The organism is Pseudarthrobacter leeuwenhoeki, assembly GCF_055412885.1.
This window is the reverse complement of the sequence record NZ_JBVAYY010000012.1, coordinates 1-20,477: the sequence shown is the minus strand read 5'-3', so window position 1 is coordinate 20,477 and position 20,477 is coordinate 1. Positions and strand designations below refer to the sequence as shown.

The 20,477-nt window shown below is 65.6% G+C and carries 21 protein-coding genes; 11 read left to right on the top strand and 10 right to left on the bottom strand.

The genetic code is table 11. The annotated features are described in order from the left end of the window. The first annotated feature begins 79 nt into the window (after nucleotides 1-79). Both ACZYX4_RS12245 and ACZYX4_RS12240 read left to right on the top strand, forming a co-directional pair. The gene (locus ACZYX4_RS12245; RefSeq protein WP_463876217.1) at nucleotides 80-307 is read left to right on the top strand and encodes a hypothetical protein; all 228 of its coding nucleotides are present in this window, start codon (nucleotides 80-82) and stop codon (nucleotides 305-307) included. Between the two features lie 21 nt (nucleotides 308-328). Beyond that, the gene (locus ACZYX4_RS12240) at nucleotides 329-922 is read left to right on the top strand and encodes a hypothetical protein (RefSeq protein ID WP_463876215.1); all 594 of its coding nucleotides are present in this window, start codon (nucleotides 329-331) and stop codon (nucleotides 920-922) included. A 58-nt stretch (nucleotides 923-980) separates the two neighbouring features. On the opposite strand, the gene ACZYX4_RS12235 is transcribed toward ACZYX4_RS12240, so the two are convergent. From ACZYX4_RS12235 to ACZYX4_RS12220, 4 genes are all read right to left on the bottom strand, one after another. Beyond that, on the bottom strand, nucleotides 981-1,718 hold the full coding sequence (locus tag ACZYX4_RS12235) for a hypothetical protein (protein WP_463876213.1): 738 nt from the start codon (nucleotides 1,716-1,718) through the stop codon (nucleotides 981-983). A 599-nt stretch (nucleotides 1,719-2,317) separates the two neighbouring features. Then, nucleotides 2,318-2,890 (bottom strand): SDR family NAD(P)-dependent oxidoreductase, encoded by a 573-nt coding sequence (locus ACZYX4_RS12230; RefSeq protein ID WP_463876210.1) that lies wholly within the window; start codon nucleotides 2,888-2,890, stop codon nucleotides 2,318-2,320. Nucleotides 2,891-3,181: 291 nt separating this feature from the next. Beyond that, the gene (locus ACZYX4_RS12225; protein ID WP_463876208.1) at nucleotides 3,182-3,586 is read right to left on the bottom strand and encodes a helix-turn-helix transcriptional regulator; all 405 of its coding nucleotides are present in this window, start codon (nucleotides 3,584-3,586) and stop codon (nucleotides 3,182-3,184) included. Between the two features lie 296 nt (nucleotides 3,587-3,882). Continuing rightward, on the bottom strand, nucleotides 3,883-4,245 hold the full coding sequence (locus tag ACZYX4_RS12220) for a hypothetical protein (protein ID WP_463876206.1): 363 nt from the start codon (nucleotides 4,243-4,245) through the stop codon (nucleotides 3,883-3,885). A gap of 464 nt (nucleotides 4,246-4,709) precedes the next feature. Here ACZYX4_RS12220 and ACZYX4_RS12215 point away from each other — a divergent pair, with 464 nt between their 5' ends. Beyond that, the gene (locus ACZYX4_RS12215; RefSeq protein ID WP_463876204.1) at nucleotides 4,710-5,045 is read left to right on the top strand and encodes a helix-turn-helix transcriptional regulator; all 336 of its coding nucleotides are present in this window, start codon (nucleotides 4,710-4,712) and stop codon (nucleotides 5,043-5,045) included. On the opposite strand, the gene ACZYX4_RS12210 is transcribed toward ACZYX4_RS12215, so the two are convergent. Further along, the gene (locus ACZYX4_RS12210; RefSeq protein ID WP_463876202.1) at nucleotides 5,011-7,773 is read right to left on the bottom strand and encodes a cation-translocating P-type ATPase; all 2,763 of its coding nucleotides are present in this window, start codon (nucleotides 7,771-7,773) and stop codon (nucleotides 5,011-5,013) included. The two genes, ACZYX4_RS12215 and ACZYX4_RS12210, sit on opposite strands and share 35 nt — an antisense overlap. Nucleotides 7,774-8,564: 791 nt before the next feature. Here ACZYX4_RS12210 and ACZYX4_RS12205 point away from each other — a divergent pair. Together ACZYX4_RS12205 and ACZYX4_RS12200 are read left to right on the top strand one after the other, a co-directional pair. Next, the gene (locus ACZYX4_RS12205; RefSeq protein WP_463876200.1) at nucleotides 8,565-9,515 is read left to right on the top strand and encodes a calcium/sodium antiporter; all 951 of its coding nucleotides are present in this window, start codon (nucleotides 8,565-8,567) and stop codon (nucleotides 9,513-9,515) included. Nucleotides 9,516-9,838: 323 nt separating this feature from the next. Further along, entirely contained in the window at nucleotides 9,839-10,333 is a 495-nt protein-coding gene (locus ACZYX4_RS12200; protein WP_463876198.1) for a YqhA family protein, read from the top strand. A gap of 627 nt (nucleotides 10,334-10,960) precedes the next feature. Here the strand turns inward: ACZYX4_RS12200 and ACZYX4_RS12195 are convergent. The 3 genes from ACZYX4_RS12195 to ACZYX4_RS12185 all read right to left on the bottom strand — a co-directional run bounded on the left by ACZYX4_RS12195 (nucleotide 10,961) and on the right by ACZYX4_RS12185 (nucleotide 12,914). Further along, nucleotides 10,961-11,341, bottom strand: coding sequence for a hypothetical protein (locus ACZYX4_RS12195; RefSeq protein ID WP_463876196.1), 381 nt, complete (start codon nucleotides 11,339-11,341; stop codon nucleotides 10,961-10,963). Nucleotides 11,342-11,459: 118 nt separating this feature from the next. Next, entirely contained in the window at nucleotides 11,460-11,654 is a 195-nt protein-coding gene (locus ACZYX4_RS12190; protein WP_463876194.1) for a hypothetical protein, read from the bottom strand. 276 nt (nucleotides 11,655-11,930) lie between these two features. Next, nucleotides 11,931-12,914 carry a glycosyltransferase gene (locus ACZYX4_RS12185; RefSeq protein ID WP_463876192.1) on the bottom strand — a complete coding sequence of 328 codons (984 nt, stop codon included), beginning with the start codon at nucleotides 12,912-12,914 and terminating at the stop codon, nucleotides 11,931-11,933. 344 nt (nucleotides 12,915-13,258) lie between these two features. Between ACZYX4_RS12185 and ACZYX4_RS12180 the strand changes: the two genes are divergently transcribed. Continuing rightward, on the top strand, nucleotides 13,259-13,561 hold the full coding sequence (locus ACZYX4_RS12180) for a recombinase family protein (RefSeq protein WP_463876190.1): 303 nt from the start codon (nucleotides 13,259-13,261) through the stop codon (nucleotides 13,559-13,561). On the opposite strand, the gene moeB is transcribed toward ACZYX4_RS12180, so the two are convergent. After that, a complete protein-coding gene (moeB, locus tag ACZYX4_RS12175) occupies nucleotides 13,494-14,714 on the bottom strand; it encodes a molybdopterin-synthase adenylyltransferase MoeB (RefSeq protein ID WP_463876189.1) in 1,221 nt (406 codons plus the stop codon). The two genes, ACZYX4_RS12180 and moeB, sit on opposite strands and share 68 nt — an antisense overlap. Before the next feature lie 84 nt (nucleotides 14,715-14,798). Between moeB and ACZYX4_RS12170 the strand changes: the two genes are divergently transcribed. The 3 genes from ACZYX4_RS12170 to ACZYX4_RS12160 all read left to right on the top strand — a co-directional run bounded on the left by ACZYX4_RS12170 (nucleotide 14,799) and on the right by ACZYX4_RS12160 (nucleotide 16,115). Then, entirely contained in the window at nucleotides 14,799-15,464 is a 666-nt protein-coding gene (locus tag ACZYX4_RS12170) for a TetR/AcrR family transcriptional regulator (RefSeq protein WP_463876187.1), read from the top strand. Nucleotides 15,465-15,518: 54 nt separating this feature from the next. Continuing rightward, a complete protein-coding gene (locus tag ACZYX4_RS12165; protein WP_024367741.1) occupies nucleotides 15,519-15,743 on the top strand; it encodes a DUF3107 domain-containing protein in 225 nt (74 codons plus the stop codon). A 69-nt stretch (nucleotides 15,744-15,812) separates the two neighbouring features. After that, nucleotides 15,813-16,115, top strand: coding sequence for a hypothetical protein (locus ACZYX4_RS12160; protein WP_463876185.1), 303 nt, complete (start codon nucleotides 15,813-15,815; stop codon nucleotides 16,113-16,115). 235 nt (nucleotides 16,116-16,350) lie between these two features. On the opposite strand, the gene ACZYX4_RS12155 is transcribed toward ACZYX4_RS12160, so the two are convergent. Continuing rightward, nucleotides 16,351-17,022: a ferritin-like fold-containing protein gene (locus ACZYX4_RS12155; RefSeq protein ID WP_463876183.1), complete on the bottom strand. Its 672-nt coding sequence runs from the start codon at nucleotides 17,020-17,022 to the stop codon at nucleotides 16,351-16,353. Nucleotides 17,023-17,063: 41 nt separating this feature from the next. Between ACZYX4_RS12155 and ACZYX4_RS12150 the strand changes: the two genes are divergently transcribed. Continuing rightward, complete coding sequence (locus tag ACZYX4_RS12150) at nucleotides 17,064-18,578, top strand: RNB domain-containing ribonuclease (protein WP_463876181.1); 1,515 nt, start codon at nucleotides 17,064-17,066, stop codon at nucleotides 18,576-18,578. A gap of 299 nt (nucleotides 18,579-18,877) precedes the next feature. Then, nucleotides 18,878-20,477, top strand: a 1,600-nt coding sequence (locus ACZYX4_RS12145) for a DEAD/DEAH box helicase (RefSeq protein ID WP_463876179.1), incomplete at its 3' end; no start/stop codon positions are given.

Genomic DNA, 20,477 nt, shown 5'->3' with positions numbered 1-20,477 from the left:
TGGAAGAATCGCAACATGAATGCGGAGCAGCGGAGGCGTGCTGAGGACACCCTTGTCGTGGCCGGTAGCCAATAATCCGGTGACCCGGGAGAGAGCAAGCCTACTTCTCGAAGGCTTTGAAGAAGTGGCCGGCCGCACTGACGGTGACCTGCGAACGACCCTCGACGCGTGGACGAGCGGGTTCGACTTCTACGCCCCATATCTCGTGGCCAACGACCCGCAAGGGGCCGCGGATGCCGCCAATGACGTCCAGGAGGAATCACTCGTGCTGGCGAACACAAACCTGGCTACGTTCTGCCACTGGTAGCCGCAAACAATAGGGGGAAACATGCACAGAAAGCTCTCCGGACTGCTCGCCGTCTTGGCGATCACCGGTCTCGTCCTGACTTCGGCGCCGGCCGCCAGCGCCGCACCGAAGGATGGAACCGGCAAGGCGGCTGAACGCAAAGCGACGCCAAAAGAAGTCGCTGAGCTGCAGAAGCTGCAGAAGATCGCGGGCCAGCCGGTCGTCTACCAGCAGGTCTCAGGCGGAACCACGAGCGGGATGATCACCACTCAAGCCTTCGACCCGTACGTGTGCACCCTCTATCCCTCGGTCGTCCACCTGCGGTCATCGTCCGGCTACGGCTCCGTCGGGGCCAAGCCCTATACAAAATGTCTGGTAGCAACGCCCAGCCAGATCACCCACAGCAGCGTGCTGTACATGGTGGAATGGGGAGGCCTTTCCTGGGTTCCCATGGCGAGCAGAGGCCAGACCGGCTACTCCACGCGCAGCTTGACGCTGACCTCGCTCGAATGGTTCTGCAAGAACAGGAACAACTCGACGTACGTGCAGACGACGAACGGAACCAGTGTGCAGGCCGGGCGGACGTACTATTCGTCAGTCTCGACGGTGAAGTCCCCCCTGGGTTGTGGCAAGTAGTCCCACCCAGGTAATGAACTGAGGGCGCCGCGTCGAAAACGCGGCGCCCTCAGTTGTGTCAGCGGGCCCTCGTTATCGACGAAGTCAGGTCGGTGGAGGGTGTGACGTGAAGAGCTTCGAGCTCCGGGAGCGCCTCCACTTCGGACAGGACAAAGGCTGGCCCGCCCAGGATGCTGGAGTCAAGATCGATGTTCGTGCCAAGACACCAGCTGCCGTCCGCGGGCCACAGGTAGTTGGGCGTGAGCCCGTTCCCCTCGGCCCATCCGAACGCCGGCGCCTGCATCCAGCTGGCGTCGGCCAGTTCACGGCTTTCAAGGCTATAGAGCACGTAGTGCTCGCCCTGAATGGAGACGGTGTCACCGTGGCGGATTGCCCTCGCCGACGCACTGTACTCTAAGACTGGCTCCCACCCGGCCCAGAATGCTGCGAAGAACGGGCCGTCGGTCGCCTTGACCAGCACGCGGGCTAGAGCACGGAACCCTGCGGCATCGAGGCGGCCTTCCTCAGGCGGGTATACGGTGCCCACAACCGGTACGGACGCCGGGTCCCCATATGCCCCGGAGAGTTCGGCCCATATGGTTTCAGGCGAGAGCCGGTGGCCGAGCGCCGACGCTACGACTTCCCAGCTCACCTCTGGGGAGGAGATGTGGTTGGGGCCATCTATCTCGGCGGGGTGTCCCTTGTGAAGGATGCGCAGGTATGACTCAAAGCCAGTTGGCACGATGCCCTCGACCTTCGCGGAGCGGTCGAGCCCGCTCAGCCAGTCAACTGGGCGCAGCGCAGTTTCAAGTTTCATCGGGCACCTGCTCGCATGTTCATCTAGTGTCGTTGCGTCCAACGTACCGGTGCGACCCTGTTCATGTCGACGGCGCGTTCACATAACTGGTGCTGTGTCGGCTGAGAGGATTTGAACCTCATCTCCGCGACCAAACGCGGCGCTCTGGAGCTGGCATGTCAGCGGTGCGAGGAGTTCTAGAATCCGGCCCTTTGCTTTGCCCACACATGACAGCGCTATCAGCCGTCGGGATTCCGCCTGAGCGAGCCGGCGGCGGTGGTGCGGTCAGAGCCCGTTCATGACGTGCAGGCCGGCGCGGTAATAGCGGAGCTCCTTGGCTCCTTCACGGAGGTCGGTCAGGGCGGTATGGTCACTCAGCTTCTTCGGCATGACTTCCCAGTGCGGGCGGTTCCAGCGGCGGACGAGCTCGCCGAGGCCGGAGATGTCGATGACCCGGTAGTCCCCTCCTGCGGACGCTGATCAGGGACCGCTTCCTTACGTTGCTACCAGTGGAGATCCTGCTCCCCGAGGGAACAGAAGCGCGGGGACGTCCGATCACCTGAGTCAACGAGTTCGCGCATCTGGCGAGCAGCCGTTCGCGGATCCTTGGACGCGTCAGTTTAACCCATAGCTGTGTCCAGTTTGCCGGGGTGGACTGCCCAGCAGCGGATCCGCCCATGAAGGTCCTGGGCTAGGGAGACGGTCAGCATGTTCTGAGCGGCTTTCGAAATTTTGTAGGCGTAACTCGTCGAGAGACCGGAGAAGTCATGGTTTGCCTGGGCAGCAAGAGATCCTAGTCGCGACGACACGTTGATAATGATCGGATCAGGTGGGTCAAGCAGGTTCGGCAGCAGGAACTGCACGAGGCGCAGCGGACCAGCGACGTTTACATCGACGGCGTTGAGGACCCCGTCAGCTCGGATAGTTCCCAGCTCCGCATGGGGCGCTCCCTGTGCGGCATTATTTATGAGCAAGTCCACTGGGCGGCCGTTCAGAGCTTCAGCCAGCTCAGGGCCGGGTTCGAACCGCACATCCTGCTGGACCGTTACGACGCCCGTAGACCCGGCCCTGGCTTTCAGGACCTCGGGCGAGCGCGTGATGGCAATGACGTTCCAACCGGACTCCGAGAACTCTTGCACCAAGGAACGCCCCAGTCCTCGATTGGCACCCGTGACGACAGCCAGCTCCTTCATCCATTCAGGCTAGTCGTCGCACGAGTACTGACATTGCGCTTGACATTGTCCCGCAGAGGGTTCCCCTTGTGGGCACGGCCGCCGTGCAGACGACTTTGAACAATCCGTGCAGGTGAGTGAAGGCTGGCTCCGACAGCCCACCCACCTACCGCCGGGGATTGCGATTGCCGGTGGGTCAAGTTGTGGGTTGGCCGGGAACTTGGCTGGCGTTCAGAGGGCAGGGGCACTGGGCCGTGGTGGTAGGGAGTGTTGGCGCCCACCATGGCTTAAGGACGTTGGGCATCCAGCTCCCTACATGTCTCGCAGCTTGCGCTGTGCCGGGTTGGACGGAGCGGGAGCGAAGATGGCAAGCAACTCGCCGATCTCGTGTGTCGCGGTTGCCGGGTGGTGGAAGCGCCGGTGGGGATCCACGGTGTAGTGGCTGCGTCGTCCCACCCTGTGGCGGGTGAGGTAGCCGACGGTCTCGAGGTCCTTAAGGATGCTCAGGGTCGCACGCCCGGTGATCCCAACACTGCCGGCGATCTCGCTGACCAGTGCGTCAGGGGAACCGGCCACGACCAGCAGTACATGGGCGTGTTTGGTGAGCAGTGTCCATTGTCGCCGCTGGGACTGATCCCGGGGCCGCGGCCCGGAACTGTCTGCATGGTGCGTCGCTAGCAGAGGAGTCCCGTCGCCGGGAAGGAAGGTGGAAGGCACTTCGTGGTTTGTCCTTTCGGAAGTAGAGGGCTCACGACCCGACCAGAGGCGGGGGGGTGGGTCGGCTCATGGTGGTGGCCACCTCCCGCGTATCTCCGCCTCGGCGATTCGGGATCTAGGTGGTGGCACGGCACCGCGTCAACAGACCCGCGATGGCCGTGGGCGGCGCATGGCACATGGCCCATGGTTGTGGCTAGGCAGAAGGCGGGGCGGGATCGGGTGGCGGGTTCCTGGGCAGCTCCCCGCTGTGCGCAGGGTCGCTGAGGCGATCTCCGAGCGGTCCGGACGGCGCACTTTCATGCAAACAGGACCTCGGCCCCGTGCTTCAGAGAGGGCACCGGCAACGCCGATGGGGTGATGATCACGGCCGCCCCTGCCCGGCGGGCGGCGCGGGCCAAGGCCAGGGCTATGGCTTGGGCCTGAGGTGCGCGGCGGAAGGGGCAAGCGCGGTATCGCACCAACTGCAAATGGAACAACACACCGGTGGCGTCCAGGGCGGGGTGCACCCGTGCGGCGACTGTTTCGGCCTCCCGTAGCGCTTCCCGGTGCAGGCGGGCTGCGATGGCGGCGTCGGTGGTGAAGGCCGGTTGCACGAGGGGCACCAGCAGAACGACCGGCCGTCGTTGCGCGCAGGCGAGGGCCGCAGCACGGCGGGACACTGCCGTCGCCTCGACCATCGGTGATAACCGCGGCAAGGGGGCGGGGTGTTGGGCGGGCGGGTGTGTCCATCATCGTTCCCTTTCGGTTCAAGTTCCAAGGGGGTGCTTTGTCCGTGCTGTGGGAGGGGGACCAGGTCCTGAGGACGGGGCCGCGGAAGGGAGCTGCTGGATAGGCCGGTGTGGAGGGGGCGAGGCGGTCTACCAGCGCGGCCAGCAGGAAGTACATCGCTTTGGGACCGAGTACCGCGAGCACGACGTCGGCTGCCCCGACCCGCACCGGCGTCAGCGGGTTGACCGGAAGCCGGCCAGAACTTCTGATCCGAAAACTGCCGGGCGTTGCGGGGGTCGGCCATGGGAACGACGTTGCGGAGCAGGGGCAGCGCGCGGGACCGCTCCGGTCCGATATGTCCAAGGGCGGCAACTCCCATAGATATACGTAACTAAAAACACGTATCATGTTTCGCATGCAGACTTCTTCATCCTGGACTTTCCTATCCAACCACGGGCACGTGCTCGTCGCGTTGGCGGGTGATTCTCAGTCGCGGATGCGGGATGTGGCCGCCAAAGTCGGCATCACCGAACGTGCCGTCCAAATGATCGTTCGCGACCTGGAGGAAGCCGGGTATGTCGTCCGCGAGCGGGTGGGTCGTCGGAACAGGTACACCGTGGTGCAGCAGAACCGCTTTCGGCACCCGCTGGAGGAGCACGTGCGGGTGGGGGATTTCCTGGCCCTCGCCGCAGCAGCACCCCCGGCCAGCAATCGTTTCAGCGCTTCCTCCCCGCCCGACGTGCGAGCTTGATCGTTTCCTCGACCACGAGGACGCAGGACGCCACCGCAAGGCAGATCAGCCACTGGGTGGCGGAGAGCGACGTGGTGTCGAAGATGCCCTGGAGCGGGGCCAGTTGTACGGCGAGGACCTGCAGGACCAGGACCGCGGCGAAGGAGATCCACAACCAGCGGTTGGTAAACAGATGCCGCGTGAACACCGTCTGCCGCTCGGACCGAGCGTTGAGCGCGTTGAAGAACTGGAAGAGGACGAACGTGGTGAATGCCATGGTGGACGCCACGGCGGCGCCGTAGGCCCCCTCGGCCAGGGTGAGCACCGACAGGGTACCGGCCGCCATGACTGCGCCGGCCCGCAACATCCGTAGTAGCCGGGTCCGGTCCAGGATCCGATCATCGGCCCTGCGCGGCGGTTCGTCCATCAGCCCTGGTCGGGCGGGGTCAACGCCCAGGGCCATCGCCGGGGGGCCGTCCATGATGATGTTGACCCACAACACCTGGATCGCGGTTAGCGGTGCCGGGAGCCCGGCCACGGTCGCGCCGAGGAAGGACAGGATGGCGCCGATGTTGGTCGACAGTTGGAAGCGGACGAACTTCACCACGTTGTCATAGATCGATCGGCCCTCGTGGACCGAGGCGACGATGGTGGCGAAGTCGTCGTCGGTGAGAATCATGTCGCCGGCTTCCTTGGTCACCTCGGTGCCGGTGATCCCCATCGCCACGCCCATGTGCGCCGCGCGCAGGGCTGCCGCGTCGTTGACGCCGTCGCCGGTCATTGCCGTCACGTGCCCCAGGGCCGTCAGCGCCCCGACGATGGCGACTTTGTGCTCCGGGGCGACCCGGGCGAATACCCCGATGCTCTCCACGCGTTCCGACAGCTCCTCCGGGGTCATCCGGTCCAGCTCGGTGCCGGTGACGACTCCGCCGCGGATGCCGAGCTCCCGGGCGATGGCGGCCGCGGTGTCCCGGTGGTCGCCGGTGATCATCTTGACCGAGACCCCGGCCCGGTGGGCGAGTGCGATGGCGTCCTTGGCCTGCGGGCGGGGCGGGTCAGCGATGCCGACCAGGCCGAGCAGCGTCAGGCCGGTCAGCCGGTGCTCGAGCGCGTCGGCGTTCGACGGATCACCGGCGGCGGGCAGGTCGTCCATCAGCGTCGTCGCGGCGGCCAGCACCCGCAGACCTCTCGACGCGAGGGCTGTGACCTCGCTTACCAGCTGGTCCCGGCCGGCGGCGTCTAGGTCACTAACTCCCTCGGCAGTGAGTAACGCCGTGCTGCGCGCGAGGAGTACGTCGGGAGCGCCCTTGAGGTAGACGCGGATGCGGCCGTCCTCCTCGTGTGCGGTCACCATGAACTTGCGGGCGCTATCGAAGGGCAACTCGGCCACCCGCGGGTGCGCCGCACGCAGCGTCGGGGCGTCGATCCCGGCCTTCACGGCCGCAACGACCAGCGCGCCCTCGGTGGGGTCGCCGACGATGCCAGCCCGGCCACCCGCCCCCGGGGCAGCCAGCACAGCGTCGCTGCACAGAACGAATGGTTCCAGCAGACGCCCGGCATCCTCGGTCCGCTGCCCGGCTGTCTCGGCAATGATCGACCCTGTCGGGGAATACCCCTCGCCGTCGATGCGCATCCGCTGGCCTGCGAAGACCAGCGCACGGGCCGTCATCTGGTTCAGCGTGAGCGTTCCGGTCTTGTCGCTGCAGATGACGGTAGCCGAGCCCAGGGTCTCCACCGACGCGAGCCGCTTGACGATAGCTCCCCGCCGGGCCATTCGACCGACGCCGAGGGCGAGGGTGAGGGCCAGGACGGCCGGTAAACCTTCGGGCACCGTGGCCACGGCGAGGGCCACCGCCGTGAGCGCCAGCTCGCCCAAAGGCTCGCCGCGCATGAGGGCGATGGTCACGTAGATGGCGATGGCGATGCCGCCGATCAGGGCGATCCGCTTGCCCAGTGAATCCAACTGCACCTGCAGCGGGCTCTTGGGCTCCTCACCGCTCGCAAGCAGTTCCGCGATGGCGCCGACCTCGGTCTGCGCGCCAGTGGCCGTGACCACGAGTTCGGCCCGGCCGCGGGTAAGCGCGGTGTTCATGTAGCCCATGCCGGTGCGGTCGGCCAGCGGCACTTTCTCACCGGGAGCGGCGCCCACCGGCAAGGTGTCCTTGGCTACCGGCTGAGACTCCCCGGTCAGTGCGGACTCGTCGATCTCCACCGACTCCGCCACAAGCAACCGTCCGTCGGCCGGCACCCGGTCTCCGGCCTCGAGCAGGACCAGGTCACCCGGCACAAGCTCGACCGCTCCGATCACCCGCACCGACCCGTCCCTGCGGACCCGTGCGGTGGGCACCAGCATGTCGCGCAGCGCCTCGAGGCTGCGCTCCGCCCTGTTCTCCTGAACGAAGCCGATCACGGCATTGATCAGGAGCACGATCAGGATGACGATCGTGTCCTTGAGGTCCCCGACGACGCCAGCGAGAACCGCGGCACCGAGCAGGATGAGGATCAGCAGGCTACGGAACTGATCGAGAAATCGCAGCCAACCTGGCCGCCGCGGCCGCTCGACCAAACGGTTCTCACCGATCAGCTCCCGGCGTCGGGCAACCTCTGCCTCACCGAGTCCTTGCGCGGAATTGACCCCCAGCGACTCCGCCACGGCGGTCGCGATCTGCAGGTGCGGATCCCGCAGAGGCGCTTCCTTCGCGCCAATCGCCGGGAGGAATTGGGATGACTGGTCGTCCTTGATTGCCATTACTGTTCATTCCTCGTGGTGTCTGGTGTGGTATCCGGTCAGAGAGGGTGATGGGGGTGTACTCGAGTCCATCTTGAGCATCGTCTTGTTTGCCATCCGGATCAATACCAGGGCACGGCCGACCTTGAGGTAGACGAATGCGGTGGACAATCAGCTGGCATGAGGTACTCATCCGAACTTGCGGCCACTCGTGGCGGGTCATCGAGGTACCGGCCCGCCTGGGCGACGGATATGGACAGGGCCGTTGGTCCTTGTTCGCGCGCTGCCCACGATGCCGCGCGGGGCCCAGCAGCGAGTTCGCGGATGCAACCGTAGGGCGATGGCGGCGGACCACAGGGCCAGAGCAAACCACGGGATCAGGTTCGACAAAGGAACTCCTCTCCTCTTGCCACTGCCGTTGGCGGGGCTAAACTGATACAGCCAGACTAAGGCAGAATAACTCGCGAAACAAGGTTCGCATGTGTCTCTGAGGTCGTTGTTCCGCCAGGCTTGCTGTGCTCGGGTGGTGTGTCAGGGCTCCGCTCGTTCTGCGGGGAATTCGCCCGTAGCGTTGCCTGCCGTGAGAGTTGTTGATGTTGCTCGAGGAAGGGGCAAGCAGACTGTGCAGGGGCGTCAGGTCCGCAGCAATGGCGCGGCGTTTCGCAGGAGAATCGGAACTGTCTCCACGTGCGCGCACGTCACGGGGATTCTCAGACCCTGGGGGTCCATTGGAGCTCCTGAGATGATCAGGTCTTGCGACGATTTTCGGAATCCATCGGATTTGGGAGGTTCAGGGTCTCATGGGGAGCTGGATGCTGGTCGTGGTTGGGTTGGCCGCCTTGATCGCCGGAGCCGAGCTCGTGCTCCGTGCAGGCACCCGATTGGCAGCCCGACTGGGCGTGTCTCCCCTCGTCATCGGGCTGACCGTGGTCTCCATCGGCACCAGCGCCCCGGAGCTGGCCGTCGGCGTCGACGCAGTGTGGGTCGGTGCCGGGGACCTGGCGGTCGGCAACATCGCCGGCACCAATCTCGTCAACCTGCTCCTCATCCTGGGGCTCAGCGCTCTGCTGCGCCCCTTGACACTGCACGGTCAGATCCTCCGCTTCGACCTACCCATGATGGCGCTGGCAGCCATCAGTTTGCTGCTGATGACGCTGGATCGGACGCTCTCCCGGACCGACGGCGTGCTGCTGGTGGCCATCGCACTGATCTACACGGCCGTGATCCTGCGTGTTAGCCGGCGGGAGTTGGCGTCCGTCCGCGCGGAGTATGAAGCCGAATACGCCCCGCCGCCCTCCCCGAAGGGCAAGTTCGTGGATATTGTTCTGCTCGTGGCCGGGATCGCCGTGGTTGTCCTGGGTGCACACGGGTTGGTGGGCGGCTCCGTGGACCTCGCCCAGCAGCTGGGTGTATCCGACGCCCTGATCGGGCTGACTATCGTCTCCATCGGCACTTCTGCCCCGGAGCTGGTGACGACTCTCGTCGCCACCGTGCGAAACGACCGTGACGTTGCGGTCGGAAACCTTATCGGCTCCAGTGTCTACAACATTGCGTTCATCCTCGGGGTGACCACGCTGACCGCCCCGGGCGGAATCACCGTCTCCGAGCAGCTCGTCCAGGTGGACCTGCCCCTGATGACCGCGGCGGTGCTGCTGTGCATCCCCGTATTCCTCAGCGGGCGGAGGGTCCACCGTTTTGAAGGCGGGCTCTTCGTCGTCCTGTACCTCGGGTATCTCATCTGGCTCCTTATGACCCGCACCTGACCCGGAAGTCACGATGTCGGAGCAGTGCTCGCGTGGACGTGGTGCTTTGTCCCAGACCTGCTCCCAAATGCCTCCCCAAAAATGGACCGCACCGCGCAAGACCGCCACTCTTGATCTGGGAACAAGGAATCAAGGAAACTTGCGTTGACTCCGCACCCCCAGGCGGACGATGACGCCTTTGTCGAAAAGATGAGCGGGTTCCGCCCGCGGCCGTTACGATCAGATTACTGCGACAGGCAGGACGCCGCAGTCCGCGCAAGTAATGCACGGAAGCCATAAGGTTCAGCCGAGAGGACACGATGCAGCCCCGAACGGACGGTTCAGTGCCGCAACCGGAAAACGACCCGACATCCCGCCGCCGGCGCCGACGCCTGGCTATCGAACACATCCGGTACGTCGCCGTCATCGGCGCAGCCACTGCGCTGTTCCTTTCGGCCGTAACCTACCTTTGGGCTCTGGGCAAGGCAGTGATTTTCGTCCACATCCTGGCCGTAGAAGGCCTGTCCTCTGATCCGGCCCTGGTGAAACTGTTCGAGAGCATCGATTCCATCTTGATCGCGACCGTGTTGCTCATCGTCGGCTTTGGAGTCTGGGAGCTGTTCGTGCATGACCTCGATCTTCCGCCGTCGCTGACCACCACCTCCTTTGATCATCTAAAGGGGCGGATAGCGGGCACCCTGGTCCTGGTCCTGGCCGTCCGATATTTGGAGCGCCTCATTTCCAAGCCCTCACCCGAGGAGATCCTGGCCCTAGGCATCTCGACCGCACTCGTCGGCGGCCTGCTTTTCGTCTTCGCGACCTTTCGCCGTTCGCATTGACGCCGTGCTGCCGGATTGCATCTGCCAAACATTCCATCCATACCCCGGCTACCGGATGCACGAGACCCACACCTCGGACTCGAGGCACCTACGATGGCGCAGATAAGGTACCTCGTCGGGCAAGTTGGTCGCCTCATCCGGACACGACAATGCGCGAAATCGGGCACGCTCGGGTCGGGAGACCCGCAGACCGGTGGGCGACCGCTAGTCAGGCGTATCGTTCCGCCCTCTTTGGGTGAGCCGCGGTAGTTGCCACCTATGCACCTCGGGCAGCCAATCTAAGGGGGGCCAATGGACCGACCCGAGGGTCGTCGGGAAGACCGCCGTCCCGCAGGGCCCCTCCGCCGACCGCCAGATGGGCCGTGCCCGCGAGTTTCTCGCTGATAGTGGCATCCGCGTGAGCTGACGAGCCGGGCCGGGTCAGCTCACGCGCAAGACCGTGCCGCCCGCCTCATGCCCCCAATCGTGGCGCAGCTGACTAGGCCGATCGTGAGGTCGAGCTCCGGTCACAGGGCCGTCCCAGGGCAGGATCCCCTAGTGGACCGTGCCGCAGAGGGTTTCCCTCAACGTGACCCCTGAATGGTGCCAGTCTGTCGCGCTGCCAGCAGCCCAGTGGGTCGTCACACCCTAATGAGGTGCGACAACGATCTGGACGTCGTCTTCGTAGAGAACCTTTCCTGGATCATTCGAATAAAGCACCCGCCAGCCGACGCCATAGCGGTGTAGAAGATCCGTGTAGAACTCCACCCCAGTCACTAGATGCGCAGCCGTGCGCTTGAACCAGGACTGGGCTGCCGGGTTGATTGCACGGTCGTAGACGGATCTGTCCGCCGTCGAGGGGTCTGCGTATGCGGCGTCGTAGTGATCGTTCGCGCTACGCCAGGATGCCCAGTCCTCGGCGCTGAGTCTCCCGTCCTTGGCCACGCCGTTGGCGAGAGCGAAGATGCCTGGGTGGAGTCCGCGGCCGTTGGGCATGCTTGCCTCATAGCGCACAAACTTCTGTTCCATGCAGCCCAGCCAATCACCTGCCCTAGTGTTTACGGCCGGATTTGGCTTAGTGTCGCGCGAACCTCCCGCTCAACGTTTCCCGATTGGAACGGCTCAGCTGTGATGGTAGTCAGATGGATCAGGCTTTTCCGCTGGCGTCGCAGCGGGCTGCGTGGACAGTCACGCCGACGCTTACTACCAAGCTCAGGAACAGGGCCAGGAATCCGGCTGCGGCGGCGACATAGTAGCTTGCCGGATCGGGCACTGTATCGACTACTGGCTCCATGTAGAACCATATGGTGGAGCCGGCGCTCACTCCCAGCAATGCGATCAAGCCAGTCAGGACCCACGCGGTTATAGCAAGAATGACCATCCTCATATCTCCCCCAATTTTGGACCGGCTGCAACCCGTCGTGCCCTGATCCTAGCCGTGGGCATAAATCCGGCGAATGTGTCCTGTAGAGGGTTCCCCATACGGACACGTAGTGGGTCGTGCAGACGAGTGTGGACTTTCCATGCAGACGATTTCGGAAACTGACAAGTGCACCGAATCTTTTGAACGCGCCTGGTGGTTTGTAGCGGAAACGGTCGTTCTTGGAACGCGCTACATCTACTTAGCAGCGGTTCGCAGCGCTGTCGCGACGGGCGCGGTTCCGTCTTCCCTGGCGAGCATTGCTGCAAGTTGGCGTGCTCGTGCGGCGTAGGCCGGCGTCGTGGTGGCCTGCGTAATGGCGTCGGCCAGCCGTTCGGTGGTGAGTTCCTCCTTGTCGGGGACCTGTTGCGGGCCCGCGCCGAGGGACGTGATCCGTGCGGCCCAGAACGGTTGGTCCGGATATATCGGCACGCTGACCGTCGGCACACCGGCGCGCAGCCCCGCCGCGGTGGTCCCCGCTCCGGCATGGTGGACGACCGCGGCCATCTGCGGGAACAGCCATTCGTGCGGAACAGCACCGATGCTGATGGTATCGGGTCTGGAGGCACCCTGCACGCCCTGCAGTACCGCGCGAACCCCCGCACGGTGCGCGGCGTCGAGCATGAATTCTGCGTCCAGGGCCGCACTGCTACCAAAGCCGATGAACACCGGGGGCGGTCCGTCCGCGAGGAATTCGACCAGCTCCGCAGGTGGCTGCCAGCCCGGCTCAACTTCCGGCCACCAGTAGCCGGTCATGGTGAGCCCGGATCGCCAGTCCGCCGGGCGCGGGAACACGGTGTGACTGATGCCGTGGAGAACGGGACCGCTGGTTTTCCTTCGGGTACGGTCGGACGCGGACCGGGCCTTTTTGGGTAGGCCGAGCATCTGGCGGATGCGGGCGCTCGGGGCGTCGTAGGGTGCTTTTCCCGCTGATATCAGTGCACCGAGCAGCTTGTTTCCGACCGGCCCCAGACTGCGGGCGGTCCCCAGAACCACGGGCGGACAGGCAGTGCTGGGTTCGGTCGGCTGCAGGTGGGCACCGATGACGGGGACACCGAGGGCCTCAGCAACATCGTAGGCATAGGGGGCGATCGCATTGGCCAGGATCACGTCGGTGCCGGCCTCGGCCGCGGCAAGGGTGCCGGTCGCGGCCAGGTCCATGTAGTCACCGAGTTCGCGCACGTACCTGCGCAGATCCGCGCCCGTGGCCTTCTTCCCTGGCGCGGCGGGGCTGACCAGGTGACTCAGGCCTCGACGGGGCGAACGCGCGCCTGCAGTACCTCTCCGATGTAGTCCAGTCCGGGAATTACCCGTTGCTGGCGGGCGCACTCACCGGGCAACACGACCCCGAGAGACCAGAAGAAGTGTTCAACAGCGTCATCACCAATTACCTGGCGGGCGTGGGCCTTCCAGTCGCCGTCGGTTCCGCCTGAGGGCATCTGAACCGCCAAACCGAGCTGTGGAAAAACCGCCATTCTGAATTAACAGTCACCACGCTATTAACAGTCACATCGCTATATCCATACATGCTCGCCGTCGGTGACCAAAGGGGGTCAGGGCGCGGGCCTGCACGTCACAACCTCGGCGGCGACGTCGACACCGCCGCACCCCTGGGCTCGATGCTGTTCACGATCATGGCCGCACTCGCGCAAATGGAACACGAGATCACGCGAGAACGCGTCACCGACTCCCTCAGCAACCGCAGAGAAGCGGAAAGGACCTCGACTGCCGGTCCCCGCCGGGTCACCGACAGTCACACGGTCAGTAGACCGGCCTGTCCGGCTCCACGTCCCGCACCCAGGCCAGGATTCCGCCGTCGAGGTGGCTGACGCGCTCATAGCCGGCAGCCCGGGCGGCCGCGAGGACGGCCGCGGAGCGTGTCCCGGCCTTGCAGTGGAACACGATGTCCATGTCCTGCGGCAGCTCGTGCCATGCCTCGCCAGCCAGAATCCGGCCCTGCGGGATCAGCACGGCCCCGTCGATCCGGACGATGTCGTACTCCCCTGTTTCGCGAACATCGACCAGATGGAACTCCTTGAGTCCGGCCGTGCGGGCGGCCAGCATCGTGGCCAGCTGCGCAGCGGTCACAGTGTGCTCGATGCCCGCCTCCGCAGCCGGGGGAATACCGCAGAAAGCCTCGTAATCGGTCAGTTCCGTGATCCGCTCCGCCTCGGGATCCCGGGAGACCTTGATTTCGCGCCAGGTCCCGCCGAGGGCGTCGTAGAGCGCCACCCGGCCCAGCAGGGAGCGCCCGACGCCGGTGATCAGCTTGACGGCCTCCGTCACCATGAGTGAACCGACGGCGGCGCAGAGCATCCCGAACACGCCGCCTTCCCCGCAGGATGGCACGGAGCCGGCGGGGGGCGCCTCCGGGTACAGGTCCCGGTAGGTGGGGCCGAACTGTTCCCAGAAGACGCTGACCTGCCCGTCGAAGCGGAAGATCGAACCCCAGACGTAGGGCTTGCCGAGGATCGCCGCGGCGTCGTTCACGAGGTAGCGGGTGGCGAAGTTGTCGGCGCCGTCAAGAATGAGGTCGTAGCCGGCAAACAGTTCCAGGGCGTTGGAGGCGTCCAGCCGGACATTGTGGAGCCTGACCGCCACGAGCGGGTTCAGGGCGGCAATAGCGTCGCGCGCCGACTCGATCTTGGGCCGGCCCACATCTGCCACGCCGTGGATCACCTGGCGCTGGAGGTTGCTCAGGTCCACGGTGTCGTCGTCGACGATTCCCAGGGTTCCCACGCCTGCGGCGGCCAGGTACAGCAGCGCGGGAGAGCCCAGGCCGCCGGCGCCGATTACGAGGACCTTGGCGTTTTTCAGGCGGCGCTGCCCGATGGATCCGATCTCCGGAATGATCAGGTGCCGGGAGTAGCGTTCCACTTCCTCCGGGCTCAGGCCGCCGGCCGGTTCCACCAGCGGCCCGGTCGCCACGGACGCTGTTTCCGGGGGTGCGGGGGCTGGGCTGGGGGTGAACTTGGAAGCCATACTTCAATCTATGCCCGAAGATGCCGCCAGGTCATATTACTGGCACGTAAAGTGGACGTAACAGCAAGCGAAAGAAGGCCGACAGTGGTACATAAGGCACCGGTTGAGCGGGGTCATGCCGGAAAGTCACCGGAGGTCCCGGCACGCAGCGGACAGAAATCGGCGCGGCTGCCCCGCGATGAGCGCCGGGCACAGTTGCTCGCGGCGGCCCAGGAAGTGTTTGTTGCCAACGGCTTCCACGGGGCCGCGATGGACGAAATCGCCGAGGCCGCCCACGTCAGCAAGCCCGTGCTGTACCAGCACTTCCCCTCCAAACGCGAGCTGTACCTGGCCCTGCTGGACAGCCAGCTGAGCAAACTGATTCGGCTGCTGCTAGGCGCGCTGAACTCAACCACGGACAACGATGAACGCGTCAAGGCGGTCATGCGGGCCTACTTCCGTTTCATCGCCAGCGACGACCAGGCCCACCGCCTCGTCTTCGAATCCGACCTCGTCAACGACGCCGATGTCAGCGCCAAGCTGGAAGCGTTCAACAAGACCTTCGCCGACGCCGTCGCCCGGGTCATCGCCGAGGACACCAAGCTGCCCGAACTGGAGTCCCAGCTGCTGGGCCGGGGGCTCGCCGGAATGGCGCAGGTCAGCGCCCGGTACTGGCTGGAAACGGACGGCAATCTTGACCTCGATGTGGCCAGCGATCTGATCTACCGTTTAGCTTGGCGCGGAATCTCCCGCTTCCCCAAGGAAACCTAGACTACAAATAGAGATAACACCTTAAAGAACGTTGATTGGCTGGGAGGCCTTGCTGTGGAAGTAAAGATCGGCATACAGAACATCGGCCGCGAAATTGTCCTGGAATCGTCGCAGGAGGCCGACGCCGTGGCGAAGGTGGTCGGCGAGGCCATCGCAAAGGGCACGGAGCTGCGCCTGACCGACGAAAAGGGCCGCCAGATCATCATTCCCGCGAACGTCCTGGGCTACGTTGAAATCGGTGCCGAGGAAGTCCGCCGCGTCGGTTTCGGCGCGCTCTAGCCACCCGACACACCTGGGCTCCGGCAGCACCGCTGCCGCCCGGTACCCCGATCCGCAAGGAGTCCCAACATGCTTTCCCTGATTGTGGTTGCCCTGGTGACCGTGGCCGCGGGCTTTGTGGTGTGGGCCAACGACAAACGCCACGCCAAGTACGGCATCGCCGTACCGGCCGGCGTGTCGCTGACCGTCGGGATGCTGAGCTGGATCGCCTTTATGGCCGCCGGGCTTGGCTACCAGCCGGGGCTGACCTGGATTCCGTGGGTGCTGCCCATGGTCCTGGGCGCCGCCGCCTCCGTGGCTACTGTGCTGTACCTGGGCAAGACCCGCACCAGCCGTGACACCGCGCGGCTCACTGCCATCCTGCGCTACTAGCCGCGCGCCCGCTCCCCTCCTGTTGGGCAGCGAGCGGGCCGGCTGCCGGGGCTCAGGCCTCCGGCATACCGGTTCCATGACCTGCTTCAGGGCACAGGCACAGCCGGTTTCCCTGCACATCCGTGACCACCACCCACTTGGGTGCGTGGTCACGGATCATTAACGCCTAGGAGCAGCTGTGGGGAACCGAGCGCGCGGGGACCCGATCCCGGTCCGGGCCGTCGAGGCCGTCCGCTCAGCCGGCCAGGCCGAGCTGCGTCACCCGGCGTGAGTGGTTCGCCGCCAGTTCATCCATCAGCCCGCGGACGAGTTCCTTGGACCGGTCCTCGTCCGCGCCGATCAGGCCCCCGACGAACGAGTGCTCGAAACTCACCCGCTGCGCCTGGGTCAGTGCTTCCCCGAGCAGGCGCCTGGCCCACAGTGCCAGCCGCGAGGCCAGCCGGGGGTCGTCGGCGAGGGCTGTCTTGAGCAGCTCCCGCAGCACCTCCGTGGCTCCCCCATCGGCCTGGATCTGCTCCACCAGGGCCCGGGTTCCGGCGTCGACGTAGCGTGAAATGGCCCGGTAGAAGTCGGCTGAGACGGTGTCGATCACGTACGCCTTCATCAGGGATTCGTACCAGTCCGCCGGGCGGGTGCGTTCGTGGAAGTGGTCCACGGACGGCTGGAACGGCAGCATGGCGGCCTCCGCGTCCAGGCCCATGGCGTCGAGTTTGGCGCTTACGAGCTCGTAGTGCTGGAACTCGGTCACGGCGAGCCGGCCCAGCACCGCGCGGTCGTGCAGGGTGGGTGAATACCGGGCGTCGGAAGAGAGCCGTTCGAACGCGGAAAGCTCGCCGTAGGCCATGACGCCGAGCAGATCCATCAGGAAGCTGTTGTAACGGGCAGGATCAGCCGGGGATGTGCTCATGATCCAAGACTAATGGCGCAAATGAAGCTAATCTGATTTTCGTGTCCCATCATCGCTTGACCCCGAATGTCCACCAGCAGAGAAACCGTCTTGCCGAGGCGCTCAACGCGCTGCGCACGACGCTGGAGCTGCCGGGCGCTTTCCCCGAGGACGCGCTCCGGGAAGCCAAGGAGGCGGTCGCCGGGCACGAACTGCCGGAGCTGGATTTCACGCATATCGATTTTGTGACCATCGATCCGGCGTCCTCCACCGACCTGGACCAGGCCCTCTTCATCGACCGTTCCGGTCAGGGCTACAAGGTCTTCTACGCGATCGCCGACGTCCCCTCCTTTGTTGTCCCCGGCGGGGCGCTCGACGCCGAAACCCGCCGCCGCGGCCAGACCTACTACACCCCGGACGGCCGGATTCCGCTGCATCCGGAAATCATCAGCGAAGAAGCCGGCAGCCTGCTCGCCGGCCAGCGTTGCGCTGCCTTTGTGTGGGAATTCGAGCTGGACGCGGCGGCCGAGGTGTCCACGGTACTGGTCCGCCGCGCGACGGTCCGCAGCCGGGCAAAGCTCAGCTACCGGGGGGTGCAGGCCGAGCTTGACGCCGGCACCGCCGCGCCCGTGCTGCAGCTGCTCAAGGAAGTCGGGATGAAGCGGGTCGAGCTGGAACGGCTCCGCGGCGGCGCCAGCCTGAACATGCCGGAACAGGAAATCGAACAGCTCTCCGACGGCGGCTACCGGATTGCCGCTGCGCCGCCGCTGCCCGTGGAGGACTGGAACGCCCAGATCTCCCTCATGACGGGGATGGCCGCTGCGGAGATCATGCTGGCGGGCAGGGTCGGCATCCTGCGCACCATGCCGGCACCGGATGAAGCCTCGCTGGCGCATTTCCACCGCCAGACCCACGCCCTTGGCAGGCCCTGGGACGGCGAAATGAGCTACGGCGAATACCTGCGCACCCTGGATCCCACAGACCCGCGCCAGCTGGCGATCGTGCACTCGGCCGGCATGCTGTTCCGCGGCGCCGGCTACACCCCCTTCGATGGAACCGTGCCCGGGTCCGCCACCCAGGCTGCCATCGGCGCTGCCTACGCCCACTCCACCGCCCCGCTGCGCCGGCTGGTCGACCGCTTCGTCCTGGTGATCTGCGAGGCGCTCAGTAACGGCGCGGCTGTCCCGGACTGGGCCCGCGAGGCCCTTCCCTCCCTGCCGGCGATCATGGCGGCCTCGGACCAGCTGGCTGCCAGACTGGAGCGGCTCTCACTCGACACCGTCGAGGCCGCGCTCCTGGTGAACCACATCGGCCAGGAGTTCGACGCTGTCGTGATCTCCGGTTCCAAGATAGCCCGGAACGGGAAAGCGACGAACGGGAAAAATGCGAACGGCAGAAACGGCAACGGCGGCACCAAGCCGGGGAACGGCAACGGACCCTCCGGGATCGTGCAGATCGCCGTGCCGGCCGTCACCGCCCGCTGCCCCGGCGAACTGGAACCGGGCACCCAGGTCCGGGTGCGGATTGTGTCCTCCGACATTGCCACCCGCGAGGTCCGGCTGGAGCTGGTGGGTTAAGGAATCGGTGGTGTTCCCGCGCGCCGCCTGCGGTGCCAGTCGATGATCCGGGCCGCGTACAGCTAGACTGGAAGGGTAGATATGGATGCCCGGTCGTTGATTTCCTTGATTTTAGAATTCAACAAGCCCGCCCCTACGCGATCTTGAGACAGACCCGCTGGTCCCCAGTGCCAGCATTGATAGCCCGCGATCGGCTTCCACTGGATTTGCTTGCGTGCCTGAGCGTGCTCCGGAACGGCCACCCGGCCGGCCCCGTTGAGCAAGCAGCGCAGCCCAAAATGAATAAGGAAACTCCCCTAGTGAGTGAATTGCACACGCACCAGCTTCTGACCGACGAATCCGGAACGGAAACGCTCGAACCGGAAGAGACCATCATCTCGGACGAGAAGCCGCACGAGATCGCCGAGAAAACCTTCGCCGACTACAACGTCCGCGCCGACATCGTGGAGTCGCTGGCCGACGCCGGCATCACGCACCCCTTCCCGATCCAGGCCATGACCCTGCCGGTCGCCCTCAGCGGCCACGACATCATCGGCCAGGCCAAGACCGGCACCGGCAAGACCCTCGGCTTCGGCATCCCGGCGCTGCAGCGCGTCGTCGGGCCGGACGACGCCGGCTATGACTCGCTGGCCGCGCCCGGCGCCCCGCAGGCTCTCGTGATCGTGCCGACCCGAGAGCTCGCCGTCCAGGTTGCCAATGACCTGCAGAACGCCGCCCGCAAGCGCAACGCCCGCATCACCACGATCTACGGCGGCCGCGCCTACGAGCCGCAGGTCGAGGCCCTGCAGAAGGGCGTCGAGGTTGTCGTCGGTACCCCCGGACGCCTCATCGACCTCTACAAGCAGAAGCACCTCGTGCTGAAGAACGTCAAGATGGTCATCCTTGACGAGGCCGACGAAATGCTGGACCTCGGCTTCCTCCCGGACGTCGAGACCCTCATCGCCGGCACCCCGCCGGTCCGCCAGACCCTGCTGTTCTCGGCCACCATGCCCGGCCCGGTCGTCGCCATGGCGCGCCGCTACATGACCAAGCCGACCCACATCCGCGCGGCCGACCCTGACGACGAGGGCCTCACCAAGCGCGACATCCGCCAGCTGATCTACCGTGCCCACAGCATGGACAAGATCGAGGTCGTCGCCCGCATCCTGCAGGCCCGCGGCCGCGGCCGCACCATCATCTTCACCAAGACCAAGCGCACCGCCGCCAAGGTTGCCGAGGAACTCGTGGACCGCGGCTTCGCCGCCGCCGCCATCCACGGCGACCTCGGCCAGGGCGCCCGCGAGCAGGCCCTCCGCGCCTTCCGCAACAACAAGGTGGACGTCCTCGTCGCCACCGACGTTGCCGCCCGCGGCATCGACGTCGACGACGTCACCCACGTCATCAACTACCAGTGCGTTGAAGACGAAAAGATCTACCTGCACCGCGTCGGCCGCACCGGCCGTGCGGGCAACAAGGGCACGGCCGTGACCTTCGTGGACTGGGACGACATGCCCCGCTGGGGCCTGATCAACAAGGCCCTGGGCCTGAGCGTTCCGGAGCCCGTGGAAACGTACTCCTCCTCGCCGCACCTTTTCGAGGAACTCGACATCCCCGCGGGCACCAAGGGCAGGCTGCCCCGTGACAAGCGTGTGCTGGCCGGCGTCGACGCCGAGGTCCTGGAGGACCTGGGCGAGACCGGCAAGAAGAACGCTCCCCGCACGGGACAGAGCACCGGCGGTCGCGACAGCGGCCGCAGCGGAGGACGCGACAGCACCCGCACCACCGGCGGACGCGACGCCGGCGCCACCAGCGGCGGTCGTGACAGCGCCCGCACCGCCGGCGGACGCGACGCCGGCGCCACCAGCGGCGGTCGTGACAGCGCCCGCACCGCCGGCGGCAGCCGGGACGGCAGCCGCGACA

Excerpts from the sequence above, each read along its gene's own strand:
- ACZYX4_RS12210 (WP_463876202.1), bottom strand. The coding sequence starts at position 7,773 with ATGGCAATCAAGGACGACCAGTCATCCCAATTCCTCCCGGCGATTGGC.
- moeB (WP_463876189.1), bottom strand. The coding sequence starts at position 14,714 with ATGGCTTCCAAGTTCACCCCCAGCCCAGCCCCCGCACCCCCGGAAACA.
- ACZYX4_RS12155 (WP_463876183.1), bottom strand. The coding sequence starts at position 17,022 with ATGAGCACATCCCCGGCTGATCCTGCCCGTTACAACAGCTTCCTGATG.
- ACZYX4_RS12180 (WP_463876190.1), top strand. The coding sequence starts at position 13,259 with ATGCTCGCCGTCGGTGACCAAAGGGGGTCAGGGCGCGGGCCTGCACGT.
- ACZYX4_RS12230 (WP_463876210.1), bottom strand. The coding sequence starts at position 2,890 with ATGAAGGAGCTGGCTGTCGTCACGGGTGCCAATCGAGGACTGGGGCGT.
- ACZYX4_RS12195 (WP_463876196.1), bottom strand. The coding sequence starts at position 11,341 with ATGGAACAGAAGTTTGTGCGCTATGAGGCAAGCATGCCCAACGGCCGC.
- ACZYX4_RS12235 (WP_463876213.1), bottom strand. The coding sequence starts at position 1,718 with ATGAAACTTGAAACTGCGCTGCGCCCAGTTGACTGGCTGAGCGGGCTC.
- ACZYX4_RS12160 (WP_463876185.1), top strand. The coding sequence starts at position 15,813 with ATGCTTTCCCTGATTGTGGTTGCCCTGGTGACCGTGGCCGCGGGCTTT.
- ACZYX4_RS12215 (WP_463876204.1), top strand. The coding sequence starts at position 4,710 with ATGCAGACTTCTTCATCCTGGACTTTCCTATCCAACCACGGGCACGTG.
- ACZYX4_RS12240 (WP_463876215.1), top strand. The coding sequence starts at position 329 with ATGCACAGAAAGCTCTCCGGACTGCTCGCCGTCTTGGCGATCACCGGT.
- ACZYX4_RS12205 (WP_463876200.1), top strand. The coding sequence starts at position 8,565 with ATGCTGGTCGTGGTTGGGTTGGCCGCCTTGATCGCCGGAGCCGAGCTC.